The 17,659-nt window shown below is 57.8% G+C and carries 17 protein-coding genes; 9 read left to right on the top strand and 8 right to left on the bottom strand.

All coding sequences use genetic code 11. The features are described 5' to 3' along the window. Positions 1–28 precede the first annotated feature (28 nt). From B9Z37_RS08365 to B9Z37_RS08340, 6 genes are all read left to right on the top strand, one after another. Positions 29–694 carry an energy transducer TonB gene (locus B9Z37_RS08365; RefSeq protein ID WP_108312494.1) on the top strand — a complete coding sequence of 222 codons (666 nt, stop codon included), beginning with the start codon at positions 29–31 and terminating at the stop codon, positions 692–694. 58 nt (positions 695–752) lie between these two features. After that, the gene (locus B9Z37_RS08360) at positions 753–1,589 is read left to right on the top strand and encodes a MotA/TolQ/ExbB proton channel family protein (protein WP_108312493.1); all 837 of its coding nucleotides are present in this window, start codon (positions 753–755) and stop codon (positions 1,587–1,589) included. Between the two features lie 30 nt (positions 1,590–1,619). Next, entirely contained in the window at positions 1,620–2,048 is a 429-nt protein-coding gene (locus B9Z37_RS08355; protein WP_108312492.1) for an ExbD/TolR family protein, read from the top strand. Positions 2,049–2,074: 26 nt separating this feature from the next. Continuing rightward, positions 2,075–2,503, top strand: coding sequence for an ExbD/TolR family protein (locus tag B9Z37_RS08350; RefSeq protein ID WP_205872565.1), 429 nt, complete (start codon positions 2,075–2,077; stop codon positions 2,501–2,503). 75 nt (positions 2,504–2,578) lie between these two features. Next, positions 2,579–3,226, top strand: a complete 648-nt coding sequence (locus tag B9Z37_RS08345; protein WP_108312491.1) for a response regulator transcription factor — start codon at positions 2,579–2,581, stop codon at positions 3,224–3,226. Between the two features lie 7 nt (positions 3,227–3,233). Continuing rightward, positions 3,234–5,018 (top strand): ATP-binding response regulator, encoded by a 1,785-nt coding sequence (locus B9Z37_RS08340; protein ID WP_108312490.1) that lies wholly within the window; start codon positions 3,234–3,236, stop codon positions 5,016–5,018. A 213-nt stretch (positions 5,019–5,231) separates the two neighbouring features. Here the strand turns inward: B9Z37_RS08340 and B9Z37_RS08335 are convergent, their stop codons facing one another. From B9Z37_RS08335 to B9Z37_RS08300, 8 genes are all read right to left on the bottom strand, one after another. Then, positions 5,232–6,218: a tripartite tricarboxylate transporter substrate-binding protein gene (locus B9Z37_RS08335; RefSeq protein WP_108312489.1), complete on the bottom strand. Its 987-nt coding sequence runs from the start codon at positions 6,216–6,218 to the stop codon at positions 5,232–5,234. 132 nt (positions 6,219–6,350) lie between these two features. Further along, the gene (locus B9Z37_RS08330) at positions 6,351–7,607 is read right to left on the bottom strand and encodes a phenylacetate--CoA ligase family protein (protein ID WP_108312488.1); all 1,257 of its coding nucleotides are present in this window, start codon (positions 7,605–7,607) and stop codon (positions 6,351–6,353) included. Between the two features lie 53 nt (positions 7,608–7,660). Continuing rightward, on the bottom strand, positions 7,661–8,470 hold the full coding sequence (locus B9Z37_RS08325) for an ABC transporter ATP-binding protein (RefSeq protein WP_108312598.1): 810 nt from the start codon (positions 8,468–8,470) through the stop codon (positions 7,661–7,663). 136 nt (positions 8,471–8,606) lie between these two features. Next, positions 8,607–9,944 carry an ABC transporter substrate-binding protein gene (locus tag B9Z37_RS08320; protein WP_108312487.1) on the bottom strand — a complete coding sequence of 446 codons (1,338 nt, stop codon included), beginning with the start codon at positions 9,942–9,944 and terminating at the stop codon, positions 8,607–8,609. Positions 9,945–9,994: 50 nt separating this feature from the next. Next, positions 9,995–11,071 carry a branched-chain amino acid ABC transporter permease gene (locus B9Z37_RS08315; protein WP_108312486.1) on the bottom strand — a complete coding sequence of 359 codons (1,077 nt, stop codon included), beginning with the start codon at positions 11,069–11,071 and terminating at the stop codon, positions 9,995–9,997. Between the two features lie 12 nt (positions 11,072–11,083). Then, entirely contained in the window at positions 11,084–12,013 is a 930-nt protein-coding gene (locus B9Z37_RS08310; protein WP_108312485.1) for a branched-chain amino acid ABC transporter permease, read from the bottom strand. A 12-nt stretch (positions 12,014–12,025) separates the two neighbouring features. Continuing rightward, positions 12,026–12,808 (bottom strand): ABC transporter ATP-binding protein, encoded by a 783-nt coding sequence (locus B9Z37_RS08305; protein ID WP_108312484.1) that lies wholly within the window; start codon positions 12,806–12,808, stop codon positions 12,026–12,028. Continuing rightward, a complete protein-coding gene (locus B9Z37_RS08300) occupies positions 12,805–14,751 on the bottom strand; it encodes an AMP-dependent synthetase/ligase (RefSeq protein ID WP_108312597.1) in 1,947 nt (648 codons plus the stop codon). Before B9Z37_RS08300 ends, B9Z37_RS08305 begins: the two co-directional genes overlap by 4 nt. A gap of 157 nt (positions 14,752–14,908) precedes the next feature. Here B9Z37_RS08300 and B9Z37_RS08295 point away from each other — a divergent pair, with 157 nt between their 5' ends. The 3 genes from B9Z37_RS08295 to B9Z37_RS08285 are packed head-to-tail and all read left to right on the top strand — an operon-like array spanning position 14,909 to position 17,613. Then, positions 14,909–15,619, top strand: a complete 711-nt coding sequence (locus tag B9Z37_RS08295; protein ID WP_108312483.1) for a Crp/Fnr family transcriptional regulator — start codon at positions 14,909–14,911, stop codon at positions 15,617–15,619. Positions 15,620–15,668: 49 nt separating this feature from the next. Then, on the top strand, positions 15,669–16,577 hold the full coding sequence (locus B9Z37_RS08290) for a pseudouridine synthase (protein ID WP_108312482.1): 909 nt from the start codon (positions 15,669–15,671) through the stop codon (positions 16,575–16,577). Between the two features lie 10 nt (positions 16,578–16,587). After that, a complete protein-coding gene (locus tag B9Z37_RS08285; RefSeq protein WP_108312481.1) occupies positions 16,588–17,613 on the top strand; it encodes an ABC transporter substrate-binding protein in 1,026 nt (341 codons plus the stop codon). The last annotated feature ends 46 nt before the right edge of the window (positions 17,614–17,659 follow it).

Genomic DNA, 17,659 nt, shown 5'->3' with positions numbered 1-17,659 from the left:
AGGCCATATCGTCTCCCGCCTTGAATCGATGAACGCGTCCACTTACCTTCAGCCCAAGTCCCGGCGTACGCTCGTGGTTCTGGCGAGCGTGGTGGCTTTTCATGCCTTGCTCTTGGTCGCCTTGCAGGCAGGTCTGCACCGCACCTTGACGCCCAAACTGCCCCCCGTGGTGCAGGCGCTTTTGCTGGAAGAAAAACGACCTGAGCCTCCGGCCCCAACGCCAGCGCCCGCCCCGACAACACCCCCCCCGAAAAACACCCCACCGCCAGCCTATGTGCCTGCGCCCGAGGTGACTGCCGTTGTCGCGCCCCCCAACGCCATCGCGGCCGTGACGAGTGCACCGCCTCCCGTGACCGCACCGGCCGCGCCGGCCCCCACCGCCGCACCTGCGGTCGCCCCGCGCACTGCGCCCGCTGCACGCACCGCAGCGGGTGTCAACATGGCCCAATGTGACAAGCCCGAGTACCCCATCACGTCCAAACGCATGGAAGAAGAAGGCACGGTGACGCTGCGCTTTCTGGTGGGGACTGACGGCAAAGTGATCCAGTCCGAGATCGAAAAAAGCTCTGGCTACAAGCGCCTAGACGAAGCGGCCAGAGCCGGTTTGGCGAAATGCCAGTTCCGCCCGGCCATGGCCGACGGCAAACCCGAGCAAGCCTGGACCTCCATCAAATACCTCTGGCGTCTGGAATAAGGCCGTAATCGCCTCCAACATCGCCCCTTCAAGACACAAGCGCAAAGGAAATCACCTCATGATCAATGCCCTGAAAAACACCCTGATGGCCACCGCTTTGCTGGCCAGCCTGCTGGTCTCGGGTCACAGCCTGGCTGCCCCCAACAAGGAGGGCAGCGACACCACCACGCCCCCCGCGGTGACCGCAACGGCAACCGCTCAGCCCGCAGCCACCTTAACGGCCGACACCCACACGGCCGAAGCCAACCCCTATGGTTTGAGTGCCTTGTGGGACCAAGGCGATGCCGTGGCCAAGGGCACGCTGTTGATTTTGGTGATCATGAGCATGGGCAGCTGGTATGTGATCTTCACCAAATTCTCCGAACAAGCCAAGGTGCTCAAGTTCGCTCAGGCCGCGCAAACCCATTTCTGGAAGTCAGGCTCGGTGCGCCAAGCGGCCGATGCACTGGACGCCGCCAGCCCCTTCCGCTTTATTGCCGAAAAGGGCCTGGAAGGCGCTTCCAAACACGATGGCTTGCTGGGCACCGTGGACTTCAACACCTGGGTGACCATGAGCATCCAGCGGGCCATGGGCACCGTGCAAAGCCGCATGCAAGATGGCCTGGCGGTGCTGGCCACGGTCGGATCGACCGCGCCCTTTGTCGGCTTGTTCGGCACCGTGTGGGGCATCTACCATGCGCTGGTCAAAATCGGCATGTCCGGGCAAGCCAGCATCGACAAGGTGGCCGGCCCCGTGGGCGAAGCCCTGATCATGACCGCCATCGGTCTGGCCGTGGCCGTGCCTGCGGTGCTGGGCTACAACTGGTTGGTGCGTCGCAACAAGGCGGCCATGGAAGAAGTCAATGCTTTTGCTGCAGACCTGCACGCCGTGTTGTTGGCATCGGCCAAGAAGTAAGTCTGTCATCTCTTTGAACGGAAACCCGCCATGGCCATGAACCTGGGCCCCAGCTTGGGGTCGAGCGACGAAGACGAGGTGATGGGCACCATCAACACCACGCCACTGGTGGATGTGATGTTGGTGCTTTTGATCATTTTTCTGATCACCATTCCCGTCGTCACCACCTCCATCAAGGTCGACTTGCCCAAAGAGGCGAACGTGGTGCGAGAAACCAAACCGGAGAACGTGATCATCTCCGTCAACAAGGCCGGACAAATATTTTTGTACGACACCCCCGTCAAGAATCCGATTGACCTGCTTGAACGCATGAAGAAGTTTGCAGCCATGAAGCCTCAACCCGAAGTTCAAATCCGGGGCGACGCACAAAGCGACTTTGAATCGGTCGGACGTGTCATGTACGCGGTGCAGCGGGCGGGCATCACCAAAGTCGGCTTCATCACCGAGCCGGCCCCTTAACGTCCGCAAGCCTCAAGGAAGCACACATGGCCATGAATCTGGGCTCCAACAGCCAAGACGAACCCGAAGTGATGATGGACGTCAACACCACGCCACTGATCGACGTGATGCTGGTGTTGATCATCATGCTGATCATCACCATCCCGGCGCAATTGCACTCGGTGAATCTGGACATGCCCGCCGCGACAGCCACACCCCCCAAAACAGACCCCTTGGTGATCAAGATCGACATTGATGCCGACGCCAGCATGCGCTGGAACGGACAGGTGCTGGCTAACAGATCTGCACTGGAAGCCAAGCTTTCAGAAGCCGCCGCCTTGCAGCCCCAGCCTGAGCTGCACATCCGCTCGCATGCCAAAGCCAAATACGAAGCTGCGGCGGCTGTGCTGGCAGGTGCCCAACGCGCAGGCCTGACCAAACTGGGCATTGTGGGCAGCGAACGGTTTGCTTATTGATGCTGACCACCCCGCCTTGTCCTAAAACCTAAGTTTCATTGAAATTAACCCTTACAAGAGTAGCATTCACCGCATATGAATGCTTCCGCGACCAGTCAGCATGTTCTGCTCATCATTGACGATCACCCCGTTTACCGCGAAGCATTGGGTGAAGCTTTAGCCAAAGAGTTCAGTGCTTTGGGAGTGGACGTCAAAACGGCCAGCAACGCCAGCGAAGGCATGACTTTGGTGGATGAATCCAACCATTCTTGGATTGTTTTGTTGGACATGCTGATGCCAGGCTTGAGCGGTTTGGCCGGCATCAAAGTGTTCAGGAGCAAACCCAACGTTGCACATGTCGTGTCCATTTCTGGCCTCGACCCCAATGCCTGGGAACCACGGGCTGTATCCGCAGGTGCAGCACTTTTTTTGTCCAAGAACAACACGTCAGCGGCCATCTTCAAAAGAATCAAAACGCTGTACAACGACACCCAATGGCACGCGCCCCCAAGCCCATTGCATGCGTCCAGTGAGTACCGATTAACCCAGCGGCAACTGGAAGTTCTGACGTTGATTTCGATGGGGCATCCCAACAAGATCATTGCCGATCTGTTAGAAATCAAAGAGCAAACAGTCAAAATACACATCAATCAAATTTTCAAAGAATTGCGGGTTTTCAACCGCACCCAGGCCGTCTTGAAGGCTCAAAAACTCTTGCTCCCGACCGTCACCCCCAACGCCTGATGATGGTATGAACCCTCCTGAGCATGGCCGCATACCGCTGAATGAAGGGCCCCGTGATCAGCAACTGATTGCTCTCGAAAAATTGCAATACATGCTGGATTACTCCAAATCCAGCACCATTGCCACTGTTTTGGCACCGCTGTTGTGCCTCCCCTTGTATTGGGACGACACAGAAACGCTGCGCTTCAGTGCATGGTTTACCGCCATGACCCTGGCAGTCATCACGCGGTATGTCTTGCTGCGTTCCATTCGCGCTTTATCCAACCCGGCCCAAAACGCCAAGGTCCTGAACCTCGCCATTGGCTTGGTCACACTCATGTGGGGACTGGGCTGGTTTGTGTTTGTGCAGCCCACCGACATGGTGAGCTATTTGCTCTATCAAATCATCAGCCTCACGGTTCTTTTTGTCGGCATGGTGGGTTACTGCATCAACTGGAAGACTTTTTTTGCCTTCATCGTTCCCCTTAAGGCACCTGAACTCATTTTCATCGCTTTGAATTTCAACCAAATCGTTTGGCCCATTGCACTGGGCTCCATGGTTGCTTTTTATTTGGCTTTGAAAATGGCTTTCCTGTTTTCCACGTCATGGGAGAAGTCATATGCACTGCGTTTGAAAAACGATGCCCTCATTGACCAATTGACCGAAGAAAAAAATGCTTCCATGTCGGCCAATGTGGCCAAGTCCGAGTTCATCGCCACCGCCAGCCATGATTTGCGACAACCGATGCAGTCCGTCAATATTTTCATTGACATGATTGACACGCAGCAGTTGAACGAAAGTTACGGCTCCATCTTCAACCGGATGCGAAAAAGCGTGACGGTGTTGAACCGGATGTTCAATACGCTACTGGACATCAGCAAGCTGGATTCTAATTTTGTCGTCAGAGAACGCGAATTCAATCTGATCGAAATCGTTCACAGCTTGGAGGACAGTTTCAACGACCTGTGCACCGAAAAGAAAATCAAGTTGTCTTTCAAGGGCGCTACGCACCAGGTCGTTGGAGACCTCCATTTGCTCGAGCAAATCTTAAGAAACTTGCTGGCCAATGCGATTCAATACACCGATCAAGGACACATCGAAGTGGCTTTCCATGCCACCTCAGGTGCACTGCACTTTTCTGTCGAAGATACCGGTTGTGGTATTCCAGAAGAGGATTTGCCTTTGATCTTCAACGAGTTCTACCGCTCTGATCACTCCCGTTCCCAATACGATGGTTTGGGTCTGGGTTTGGCCATCGTTCACCGGATCGTGAAAAAAATCAACGGGCAATGCCATGTGCAATCCGAAGTCGGCAAAGGCTCTGTGTTCACCGTTCACACCCGTTTTGCCGTCATTCCCGTCCAACACATCAGCCGTCAGCCGCGCCGTCCTGCGCCACCAACAGGGGAGGCATCCGACCGCCGCGACCAGGAACTGCAGGCACCTGCTTCAAGCCGCCATTTGGGCATCCTTGAAAACGATGAAGCGCTCTTGCAGGCCTACCAACAGTACTTCACGCAAGCCGGCTACTGTGTTCACCCTGTGCCCTATGAAGAAGAGGCATTTCACGAATGCCTGGCCTTGCTGCCCAAGTTGGATTTCATTTTGAGCGACTTCCGCTTGGGCAAAAGAGATGGTCTTTATTTCATCCAGCAATTGCGGGAAGAATTCAACCACGACATCCCTGCGTGCATCGTGACAGCAGACACGTCGCCGCAACATCTGGAATTGTTCAGCCGGCACAACATCGATGTCATGTACAAACCCATCGACATCCACACCGTGGAAAAATTCATTTCAACCCACATTTGACCTTGTGGCGACCTGGATTGACTTCGGCACGTGTGCGGGCATTTTTTTCCCATCAGGACAAGTGCGTTCATCCTAGGTTTGACCCGTGTCTGCTCAATAACAAATTGGGCCTAGAACCAAAGATGAGACGGGTCAGACTCGGCGACCGTGTAGCGGTGCAGCCAAAGAAAAAGCCGCTCCTGTGAGCGGCTTTTTCATGGATCAGACCGATGATCAGTCGGCGTACTTGCCTGCCGCATCCACAGCAGCCTTGATCTTGACCATCTCGGCGGCCACAAACTTCTTGTGTTCAGCCGGATCGGTGCGGTTGTCTGTCACCACCAAAGCACCCAAGCCTTCATTTTTCTTGATGAACTCGGGATCTTTCAGGGCTTTCTTCAGGGCATCGTTCAGGGTCTTGGTGATCGCTGCGGGCGTGCCTTTGGGGGCATACAAACCGTGCCAGATGGTCAGGTTGAAACCCTTCAAACCCATTTCCTGCAAGCTGGGGTAGTGCTTGAGCACAGGGTGACCGGCCAGGGGTTTGGCGGTGGTCACGGCAAAAGCCTTCACCCGACCCGACTCGATTTGCTGTGTGGTGTTGGTGGTCTGGTCACACATCACATCCACCTGGCCACCGATCAGGGCGGTCATGGCAGGGGCTGTGCCACCGAACGGGATGGTGGTCATCGCATCTTTGGTCTGCAAATTAGACTGCCACAGCAAGCCACAGATGTGCGAAGCAGAACCCAAACCTGCGTGGGCGATGTTCAGCTTGCCCGCGTTGGCACGGATGTAGTTTTCAAAATCACGGTAAGTGTTGGCAGGCAGCTGAGGCTTGCCGATCAACGTCATGGGGACATCGTTGACCATACCCAAGAACTCAAAGTCTTCCAGTGGCTTGTACGCGATCTTGCGGTACAGAGCAGGCGTAGCGGCCATGCCAATGTGGAACAACAAGAGTGAGTGGCCATCGGGGGCGGCCTTGGCCACCTTGGTGGCGCCGATCGTGCCACCTGCGCCAGCAGCGTTCTCGACCACAAAATTGCTGCCGGGAATTTGTTTGCGCATGGCTTCGGCCAAGTCGCGGGCCACACGGTCGGTCGGTCCACCTGCGGTGAAAGGCACCACGATGGACACAGGCTTGGAGCCGGGGAAAGTCTGGGCTTGGCCCCCCACTGAAACAACGGCCAAAGCGGTCAAAGCAAGTAATTTTTTCATTTCAATACCCAAAAAGTGATTTCCTAGTCTAGAACCAAAGTTGGGGTTTGCCATGGCGGAAAATACTTAGACGCTTTCCCTAATTTCCCGCTCGAAACAAGGTCATGGGCCCACATTGGGGGCCCGTCGCGCTCACTGGTAACTGCGCGCGTCCTCGATGACCTTGCCATCGTTGGCCAAACTGCCCTGTGCCACCAGATGGACTTCACCGCGCAATTTGGTCACATCGCGCACGGCTTCAGACACCCGCGTCTTGAGCGCGTCATCGGTCAAGCGGTCGGTTTCCACATGCAGGGCCATTTGGTCATTGGCCATCTCCCCCGTCACCACCAAGCGTGCCTTGCTCACCTCCGGAAAGCGTTTGACGATCTCCGCCACCTGGCCGGGATGCACAAACATGCCCCGGATTTTGGTGGTCTGGTCGGCGCGACCCATCCAGCCTTTGATGCGCAAACCCGTTCGGCCCGTGGGGCAGGTACCGGGCAGAATGGCCGACAGGTCGCCTGTGCCAAAACGGATCAGCGGGTAGTCGGGGTTGAGCGTGGTGATGACCAACTCGCCCACCTCGCCCTCGGGTACCGGGTCGCCCGTGCCGGGGCGCACGATCTCGACGATCACACCTTCGTCCAGCACCAGACCTTCACGCGCTGCGGTTTCATAGGCAATCAAACCCACATCGGCCGTGGCGTAGCACTGGTAGGCATCGACGCCGTGCGCCGTCATCCAGTCGCGCAGGCTGGGCGGAAAGGCTTCGCCCGACACCAGCGCTTTGCGCACGCTGGGCAGGGCCACGCCCATCTCGGCAGCTTTTTCAATGATGATTTTCAAAAAGCTGGGGGTGCCAATGTAGCCTGCGGGTTGCAGTTCGGCCATGGCACTCACTTGCTGCTCGGTCTGGCCAATGCCACCCGGAAACACGGTGCAGCCCAAGGCATGGGCACCGGTTTCCATCATGGAGCCCGCAGGTGTGAAGTGGTAGCTGAAGCAGTTGTGGATCAGCTCGCCAGGACGAAAGCCGGCCGCAAACATGGTGCGGGCCATGCGCCAGTAGTCGGCGCGCGTGCCTTCGGGCTCGTAAATCGTGCCAGGGCTGGCAAACACACGGGTCATGCCTTGACCAAAGCCCAATGTGCTGAAACCGCCAAACACATTGCCGCCAGTGGCACGCGCCGCTTTCTGGCGTTCGAGCAATTCGTATTTGCGGATCACGGGCAATTGGGCCAGTGCAGCGCGGCTGTTGACATTGGCGGCATCCACATCACGCAGCAACTCGGCAAATGCCGGAGCGTGGGCTTTGGCATGCGCCACCTGCGCGGGCAAAGCGGCCATCAGGGCAGCTTCGCGGACTTCAGGTGCACGCGTTTCCAACGCATCAAAGTGCTGAGACATGGTTTTCTTTCTGGGGAACTGCGGGGAGAAAGGTCAATGTGGGTTTGAAGTCATCAAGCCAACCAGCGCTTGCGGCGCTTGTAGCTCTTGACGTCTTTGAAGCTCTTGCGCTCGCCGCCGCCCATGCCCAAGTAAAACTCTTTCACATCTTCGTTGGTGCGCAGATCTTCGGCCGCGCCGTCCATCACGATCCGACCCGACTCCATGATGTAGCCGTAGTCGGCGTACTTCAGGGCCATGTTGGTGTTCTGCTCGGCGATGAGGAAAGTCACTTTTTCCTTCTCGTTCAAATCCTTAACGATGTTGAACACCTCTTCGACGATCTGCGGGGCCAAGCCCATAGAGGGCTCGTCGAGCAAGACCACGCTGGGGTTGGTCATGAGGGCGCGGCCGATGGCGCACATCTGTTGCTCACCGCCCGAGGTGTAGGCCGCTTGCGAGGTGCGCCGCGTTTTGAGGCGCGGGAAATAGTTGTAAACCTTCTCCAAGTTGGCGGCGATCTCGCCCTTGTCGGTGCGTGTGTAGCTGCCGGTCATCAGGTTTTCTTCGATGGTCAGGTGGGCAAAGCAGTGCCGGCCTTCCATGACCTGCACCACGCCCCGGTTGACCAAGTCGGCAGGCGAGAGATTCTCGATGCGCTCGCCGCGCAGCTCAATGGAGCCTTTGGTGACCTCGCCACGCTCACCCTTGAGCAAGTTGGAAATCGCCCGCAGTGTGGTGGTCTTGCCTGCGCCGTTGCCGCCGAGCAAAGCCACGATGCCTTGTTCAGGCACCTGCAAAGACACGCCCTTGAGCACCAAGATGACGTGGTTGTAGATGACCTCAATGCCGTTGACGTTCAGAACAATGTTTTTTTCGCTCATGGACTGTGCCTTTTCTTTACTCTGGGGTTCAAGCCAAATGAAACCACTGCACGCAAAGGTTTCATTTGGCAGCTGCCGGTGGTGCGAACCACTGTGCAGCTGCAAGCCCGCCGCATGCGCGGCGGGCTGTCACCGATCAGGACTGGCAATCCGCAGGGGTGCGGCGTGTGATCTTCTTCTCGGCGGCATACTTGTCGGCAGCGGCCTTCACCATGGGCTTGATGATCTGCTCATCGGCCTGGTACCAGTCGCTGGAGAACTCCCACTTGCTGCCGTTCCATGTATGGATACGTGCCCAGTTGGCACCCATGTGGTCAGCGCAAGAAGTGGAGACGGGACGCAACACACCCTTGAAGCCCAGTGCATCGAGCTTGGGTTGGGTCAGGTTCAGGTTTTCATAACCCCAGCGTGCTTGCTCGCCGGTCATGACTTTGCCCTTGCCGTATTTCTCTTGCGCTTGGCGAACGCCTTCCACCGCAAACATGGCGCTGAACAAACCGCGCATGTACAACACTTCACCCACTTCGTCCTTGGGGCCTGTACCTTGGTTCTTGGCGTGCAACTTTGCCAGCACTTCCTTCACGATCGCAGAGCCCTTTTCGGTGCCGTGCTGCATGGTGATGGCGTTGTAGCCCTTGGCGCCCATGCCCACGTCCTTGACGTCAGGCTCGGCCCCGGCCCACCACACGCCATAGATTTTCTCGCGGGGGTAGCCTGTGGCTTGCGCTTCCTTGAGCAAGGTGGAGTTCATCACGCCCCAGCCCCAGTTGACGACGTAGTCAGGGCGGCTTTGGCGAATTTGCAGCCAGGTGGACTTTTGCTCCACACCAGGATGGGTCACAGGCAACAGGCTCAGCTTGAAGCCGTGCATGGCCGCGCGCTCTTGCAAGATCGGAATGGCTTCTTTGCCAAACGGGCTGTCGTGGTAAACCAAAGCGATGTGCTTGCCCTTGAGCTTGTCGGCACCGCCGAGCTTCTTGGCAATGTCTTGAACAATGACGTCACCAGCCACCCAGTAAGTGCCGGCCAAGGGGAAGTTCCACTTGAACACGCCGCCGTCAGCCGATTCGCTGCGGCCGTAGCCAGCAGTGATCAAAGGAATTTTGTCGCCAGGGGCTTTTTCGGTCAGGGCAAAAGTGATGCCGGTAGACAGGGGCTGGAACACGGTCGCGCCGCCGTTCTTGCCCTTCAGGCGCTCGTAGCATTCCACGCCGCGGTCTGTGGCGTAGCCGGTTTCGCACTCTTCAAAGCTGACCTTGACGCCATTGATGCCGCCGCGGGCATTGACCAGCTTGAGGTAGTCGACATAGCCGTTGGCAAAGGGCACGCCGTTGGGGGCGTATGCGCCAGTGCGGTACACCAGCACAGGGAAAAATTGCTCTTTGGTTTGGGCCGTGGCCACGGTGCTGACCAGCGCACTGGCAAGACCAGCAGCCGCCACCGTGGTGGCGAGGGCGAGTTGACGAAGCTTCATGGATTGTCTCCTGTTAAAAAAATGAGAAGCACTGAGGGAAAGGTGAGGCATCAATGGGGGAAAGGCCACAGACGCAATTTCTGCTTGGCCACCGACCAGAGTTTGGCCAGTCCATGCGGCTCAACAATCAGGAACCACACGATCAAGGCACCAAAAATCATGAATTCGGTGTGCGACACCGTGGCAGTAGAGATGCTGACGCCCACCATGTCGCCCACCGCGGGCAAAAACTGGTTCAGGAAAATCGGCAAGATCACAATGAAGGCTGCGCCAAAAAAGCTGCCCATGATGGAGCCCATGCCGCCGATGATGACCATGAACAGCAATTGAAATGAGCGGTCAATCGAGAAAGCTGCAGGCTCCCAAGAGCCCAAGTGGACAAAACCCCACAAGGCACCGGCCACACCCACGATGAAAGAGCTGACGGCGAAGGCGGTGAGCTTGGCATAAACGGGGCGGATGCCGATGACGGCAGCGGCCACGTCCATGTCGCGGATGGCCATCCATTCGCGACCAATGGCCGAGCGCACCAGATTTTTGGCCAACAAGCCAAACACCACCAAGAAAGCCAAGCAGAACAGGTATTTTTGCAAAGGCGTATCGATGGACCAGCCCAACACATTCAAGTTAGACACCGACACCGAGCCCGACGCATTGTTGTTGGTGAACCAGCCAATGCGCAGAAAAGCCCAGTCACAAAAGAACTGCGCCGCCAACGTGGCCACGGCCAAGTAAAGGCCTTTGACACGCAAGCTCGGGATGCCGAAAAACACGCCGACCAAGGTGGCAAAAAAGCCGCCCGCCAACAGCGCAATGATCAAGGGCATGCCCTCGATACGGATGTACGTGTTGTAGGCCATGTAGGCACCCACCGCCATGAAGGCACCCGAGCCCAAGGAAATTTGACCGCAGTAACCGACCAGAATGTTCACCCCCAGAGCCGCCAAGGACAGAATGAGGAAAGGAATCAAAATGGCGCGAAACATGTATTCGTCGACCAAAAATGGCACGCCGACGAAAGCAAACGCGATGAGCGCAAGGATGGCCCAGCGGTCTTGCGCGATGGCGAAAATTTGCTGGTCAGCGCGGTAGGAAGTCTTGAATTGACCGTTTTCTCTGTAAAACATGCTTTTCTCTCCTTACACGCGGTCGATGATTTTTTCGCCAAACAGACCTTGCGGACGGAACAGCAAGAACACCAGCGCCAGCACATACGCAAACCAGATCTCAATGCCACCGCCCACATAGGGGCCTAGGTACACCTCGGACAGTTTCTCGCCCACACCAATGATCAAGCCACCGATGATGGCACCAGGCACCGAGGTCAGGCCACCCAAGATGATGACGGGCAAGGCCCGCAACGCCACCGTGGTCAGCGAGAACTGCACACCCATCTTGGAGCCCCAGATGATGCCGGCCACCAAGGCAGTGATGCCGGCCACAAACCACACAATCACCCAAATGCGGTTGAGCGGAATGCCAATCGACTGCGCCGCTTGGTGGTCATCGGCCACCGCACGCAGGGCGCGGCCGGTGCTGGTTTTTTGGAAGAACAGCGACAACACGACCACCAACAAGGCTGCGATGCAGGCCGCATACACGTCTTCCAGGTTGACCAGCACGCCGCCGGGGAACACAGAGTCCAACAGGAACACGGGATCTTTGGGCATGCCCACGTCGATCTTGTAAATATCGCTGCCAAAGATGGTTTGACCCAGACCGTCCAGGAAATAAGTGATGCCCAAGGTGGCCATGAGCAAGGTCACGCCCTCTTGGTTGACCAGATGGCGCAAGACCAAGCGCTCGATCAACCAAGCCAGTGCAAACATGACAACCGCCGACAGCGCAAAGGCGATCACATTGCCCAAAAACTTGTCTTCAATGCCCAGCCAACCGGGCACCCATTCGGAAAAACGGGCCATGGCCAACGCTGCGAACAACACCATCGCGCCTTGCGCGAAGTTGAACACGCCCGAGGCTTTGAAAATCAGTACAAAGCCCAGCGCCACCAGCGCATAGAGCATGCCGGCCATGAGGCCACCGAGCAGAGCTTCCAGAAAAAATGCCATGTCTTGTTCTCCTTAGTGGCTGGTGCCCAAATAGGCACTGATCACTTCTTCGTTGTTGCGCACTTCTTCGGGGGTTCCGTCGCCAATTTTTTTGCCGTAATCCAGCACCACCACGCGGTCCGAAATGTCCATCACCACGCCCATGTCGTGCTCGATCAACACGATGGTCGAGCCAAATTCATCGTTCACATCCAGAATGAAGCGGCACATGTCCTGCTTTTCTTCCATGTTCATACCAGCCATGGGCTCGTCAAGCAGCAGCACTTGCGGCTCCATAGCCAAGGCGCGGCCCAAGTCCACTCGCTTTTGCAAGCCATAAGGCAATTGCCCTACAGGGGTTTTGCGAAAGGCCTGAATTTCCAGAAAGTCGATGATGTGCTCAACAAATTCACGGTGCTCTTCTTCCTCGCGCTGGGCGGGACCAATGCGCAAGGCCTGCATGAACAGGTTACTTTTGATGCGCAGGTTGCGGCCAGTCATGATGTTGTCGATCACGCTCATGCCCTTGAACAGCGCCAGATTTTGGAAGGTGCGGGCGATGCCCATCTCGGCCACTTGACGGCTGTTCATGTGGTCAAACTTTTGACCACGGAAGGTGATGCTGCCCTCTTGCGGTTGGTACACACCGTTGATGCAGTTGAGCATCGAGCTCTTACCCGCGCCGTTGGGGCCGATGATGGCGCGCACTTCATGCTCACGCACGTTGAACGAGATGTCGGTCAGCGCTTTGACGCCACCGAATCGCAAACTGATGTTCTTGACGTCGAGGATGACGTCGCCGATTTTCTTGGTCATGCTGCTGCCTTCACGGGTGTGAATGTTTTGGCGTCTGAAATCTTGAGCGTGGCGCTGACGCTGCCGGTGCGGCCGTCTTCGAACTTGACCACCGTCTCGATGAACTGCTCGGTTTTGCCTTCGTACAGGCCATCCACCAGCGGTTTGTATTTGTCGGCAATGAAGCCGCGACGGACTTTGTTGGTGCGGGTCAATTCACCATCGTCGGCGTCCAGCTCTTTGTGCAGAATCAAAAAGCGTGACACTTGGCTACCAGCCAGCAAGGCGTCTTCGGCCAAATCGGCATTGACCTTTTCCACGCACTCCTGGATGAGTTGGTAAACCTCGGGCTTTTGCGCCAGATCGGTGTAACCGGCATAAGGCAGGTTGCGGCGCTCGGCCCAGTTGCCCACGGCGTCAAAGTCGATGTTGATCATCACGCACACTTTTTCGCGCTGGTCGCCATAGGCCACCACTTCTTTGATGTGCGGGAAGAACTTGAGCTTGTTTTCAACGTATTTGGGTGCAAACATCGCGCCGTCATTGGCACCACCCTGGATACGGCCCACGTCTTTCACGCGGTCGATGATCTTCAAGTGGCCATGCGAGTCTAGGAAGCCCGCATCGCTGGTGTGGTACCAGCCGTCAGCAGTCAGCACCTCAGCCGTAGCGGCAGGGTTTTTGTAGTACTCCTTGAGCAAACCGGGCGACTTGACCAGGATCTCGCCGTTGTCGGCGACCTTGATCTCCACGCCCTTGCACGGCACACCCACGGTGTCGGCACGCGCTTCGTTGTCAGGCTGCAGGCACACGAACACGGCGGTCTCGGTCGAGCCATACAGCTGTTTGATGTTCACGCCGATCGAGCGGTAAAAGGTGAACAGGTCCGGGCCAATGGCCTCGCCTGCTGTGTAGGCCACACGCACGCGGCTGAAACCCAGGTTGTTGCGCAAAGGGCCATAAACCATCCAGTTGCCCAGTGCGTATTTGAGGCGGTCCACCAAGCCCACGGCTTGGCCATCCATCAGGGCGGGGCCCACTTTTTTGGCCACGTCCATGAAGGTGTGGAACATCTTGCGCTTGAACGCACCCGCGTCTTCCATGCGGATCATCACGCTGGTGAGCATGCCCTCGAACACGCGAGGCGGCGCGAAGTAATAGGTGGGGCCGATCTCTTTCAGGTCGATGGTCACCGTGGCGGCCGACTCAGGGCAGTTGACCACGTAGCCACAAACCAGCCACTGCGCGTAGCTGAAAATGTTTTGCCCCACCCAGGCTGGTGGCATATAGGCGAGCACGTCTTCCGCGTTGGTCAGCTTGTCAAATTCGGCACCGGCTTCGGCACGGTCGGCCAACGAGCCATGCGTGTGCACCACGCCCTTGGGGTTGCCCGTGGTGCCTGAGGTGAAGAACATCGCTGCCACATCGGTGTATTGGGCTGTTTCGACTTGTTCAGAGAAAAATTGGGGGTGCTGCTTGGCAAACACCGCGCCTGCGGCGATCAGCTCTTCGAGCGAGCCCAAGCCGTCCTCGGTGTACTTGCGCAGGCCGCGTGGATCGTCGTAATAAATGTGCGTCAGCTGCGGGCACTTTTCGCGCACTTCCAGCATCTTGTCGACCTGCTCCTGGTCTTCGACCACGCAAAACCGGACTTCGGCATTGGTGATGGGGAAGACGCATTCGGCAGCCGCTGCATCCTGGTACAGCGGCACAGGAATGGCGCCCAGCGACTGCGCGGCCAGCATGGTGGCGTAAAGCCGAGGGCGGTTGGCGCCCACCACGATCAGGTGCTCACCGCGTTGCAGGCCGGCCTGGTGCAAGCCGCAAGCGATGGACTCAACCAACTGGGACAAAGCAGCCCAGGAGGTCGCCTGCCAAATGCCATATTCTTTTTCTCGCAAGGCGGGCGCTGTGGGGCGCTCGGCAGCGTGCTTGAGCATCAAACGGGGAAACGTTGTTTGCATGACCTGACCTGTCTCCAAAAACGGTGCATCGAATGCAATGCGACTGAACTTGGGCGCATCGTAGGCACTCATTTGACGCCAAGTTGTCGTTTGAACGACAATTCAGGGAAGACCCCTAGCCCATCTGACCGGTTCCTGACAAATACCTCCTACCAACATGGCCCAAGAAAACAGCGTGTACCAGCGCCGCCGCGCACCGACCGACACCGAGCTTCAGATGATTCCGTGGCTGCACTTGTTGAGCCCGCAAGAGCGCTTGGAAATCGTACCGCAACTGGTGGTGAGCGACCCCCAAGTGGGCGACTATGTGTGCCGCGTCGGTCGCCCGGTGACCTTCTGGTTTGGTGTGATCTCGGGCTTGCTGAAAATGAGCAGTGACAACGAAAGTGGCCAGACCATGACCTTCACCGGCGTGCCACCCGGGGGCTGGTTTGGCGAGGGCACCGCACTCAAGCGCGAGGTGTACCGCTACAACATCCAGCCGCTGCGCCCGAGCGTGGTGGCTGGCCTGCCGCTGGAGACCTTTCACTGGCTGATCGACCACTCGCTGGGCTTCAACCGATTCATCATGAACCAGCTCAACGAGCGGCTGGGGCAATTCATCGCCGCACGCGAACTGGACCGCATGAACAACCCCGAGCTGCGCCTGGCCCGACACTTGGCCACCCTGTTCAACCCGGTGCTGTTTTCAGGCGTGGGCGAGGTGCTGCGCATCACCCAGCAAGAGCTGGCGTATCTGGTCGGGCTGTCACGCCAACGCGTGAACGAGGCGCTAAAAGTCTTGCAAACGCGCCAGCTGATTCGCATCGAATACGGCGGCCTGCGCATCCTGGATCTTGCTGGACTGCGGACCGCCCAATTTTCTTAGGGCAAAACAGCGGACAATCAACGGACTCATTTTTGACAGCACAAACCCCATGACCCAGCCCCCGGTTTTCAAACGCGCTCCCCGTCCCGAAGGCAAAGGCGAAACGGCCGCGCCCAGCGGCACCTCGCGCCTGAACAAACGCATGGCCGAGCTGCGCATGTGCTCGCGCCGCGAGGCCGATGCATGGATCGAACAAGGCTGGGTCCAAGTCAATGGACAGCCCGCCAGCATGGGCCAGCAAGTCAGCTTATCGGACCGCATCACGGTAGACAAAGCTGCAGAGCAACAACAAGAGCGGCAAGTGACCATCTTGCTGCACAAGCCCATGGGCTATGTGAGCGGCCAAGCCGAAGACGGGCACGAGCCCGCGATCACGCTCATTAACCCGCGCAGCCACTGGGCGGGTGATCCATCGAAGATGCGCTTCACACCGCCCCACTTGCGTGGCCTGGCCCCCGCTGGGCGGCTCGACATTGATTCGACCGGCCTGCTGGTGCTGACACAAGACGGCCGCGTGGCGCGTCAGTTGATCGGTGAAGACTCCGAGATGGAAAAAGAGTACCTGGTGCGCGTGGCCTATACCGGCCACGAAAACACCGCCGCAGCCGCAGCCGCCTCAGCCACCTATGGCGGCAAAGCCAACCAACTCACCACCATTGGCGACTTCGACCGGGTCAGCGCCAACGTGCAAGCCGTCTTCCCCAAAGCACAACTGGAGCGCCTGCGCCACGGCCTGAGTCTGGACGGCAAACCCCTCAAACCCGCCAAGGTGGACTGGCAAAACCCCGAGCAGCTGCGCTTTGTGCTGACCGAAGGCAAAAAGCGCCAGATCCGCCGCATGTGCGAGCAAGTCGGCCTGAAGGTGGTGGGCCTCAAACGCATCCGCATGGGCGGCGTGCAGCTGGGCCAAATGCCTGCGGGGACTTGGCGGTATTTGGGGCCAAACGAATCGTTTTAAAGGACGCACGATGAAACTGAGATTTGTCACCGCTTGCTTCATCGCGGCCAGCTGGGCTGGCAGTACTGCGTCGGCCCAAACCGGCAGCCTCAACGCCATCTGCAGCACCGACCAAAGCTGGTGCGAAATGGCGGCCAAAGAATTCACCAAGGCCACGGGCATCACCGTCAACCAAACCCGCAAAGCCACCGGTGAAGCCCTGGCCCAATTGCGCGCCGAAGCCGCCAACCCCAAGACCGACATCTGGTGGGGCGGCACGGGTGACCCGTTTTTGCAAGCCGCCGAAATCGGCCTGCTGGCACCGTATCGGCCCGATTACCTGAACGACCTGCACGGCTGGAGCGTGCGCCAGTACGCCATGACACAAAACATGGTGGGCGGTTTCTACACCAGCGCCATTGGTTTTGGCTGGAACACCGAGCTGCTCAAGAAAAAGAAGCTGCCTGCGCCCCAATGCTGGTCTGACGTGATCAAGCCCATCTACAAAGGCGAGGTCGAAATTTCTCACCCCGCGTCCAGCGGCACGGCCTACACGATACTGGCCGGACTGGTGCAGATGATGGGCGAAGACGCGGCTTTTGACTACATGAAAGCACTGCACAAAAACGTGACGCAATACACCCGCAGCGGCACCGCGCAAGCGCCCAATGTGGCCAAAGGCGAAGTGGCGGTGGGCATCAGCTTCATCTTTGGCTTTGATGGCTGGCGTCACAACAAATACCCCGTGGCCACCGTGGCCCCCTGCGAAGGCACCAGCTACGAAATCGGCGGCATCGCCCTGGTCAAAGGTGCACGCAACGCGGCCAACGCCAAGCGCTATTACGACTGGCTGATGAGCCCGTCCGGCCAAAGCATCGGCGCCAAAGCTGACAGCCTGCAAAGCCCGGCCAACAAAACCTTCAAGCCCGACCCACGCATCCCGTCCATGGACAACGTCCGTCTGATCAAATACGACTTTGAAAAGTACGGCAAATCCGCAGAGCGCCGCCGCCTGCTGGAGCGCTGGAACAAGGAAGTCGGTAGCCTGTCCAAATAAGCCCCTCTTGAAACCCTGCCAGACGCCCCAAACTGTGGGGCGTTTT

The sequence above is a fragment of the Limnohabitans parvus II-B4 genome (assembly GCF_003063455.1).
Taxonomy (GTDB): Bacteria; Pseudomonadota; Gammaproteobacteria; order Burkholderiales; family Burkholderiaceae_C; genus Limnohabitans_A; species Limnohabitans_A parvus.
This window is presented reverse-complemented; position numbering and strand designations above follow the sequence as displayed.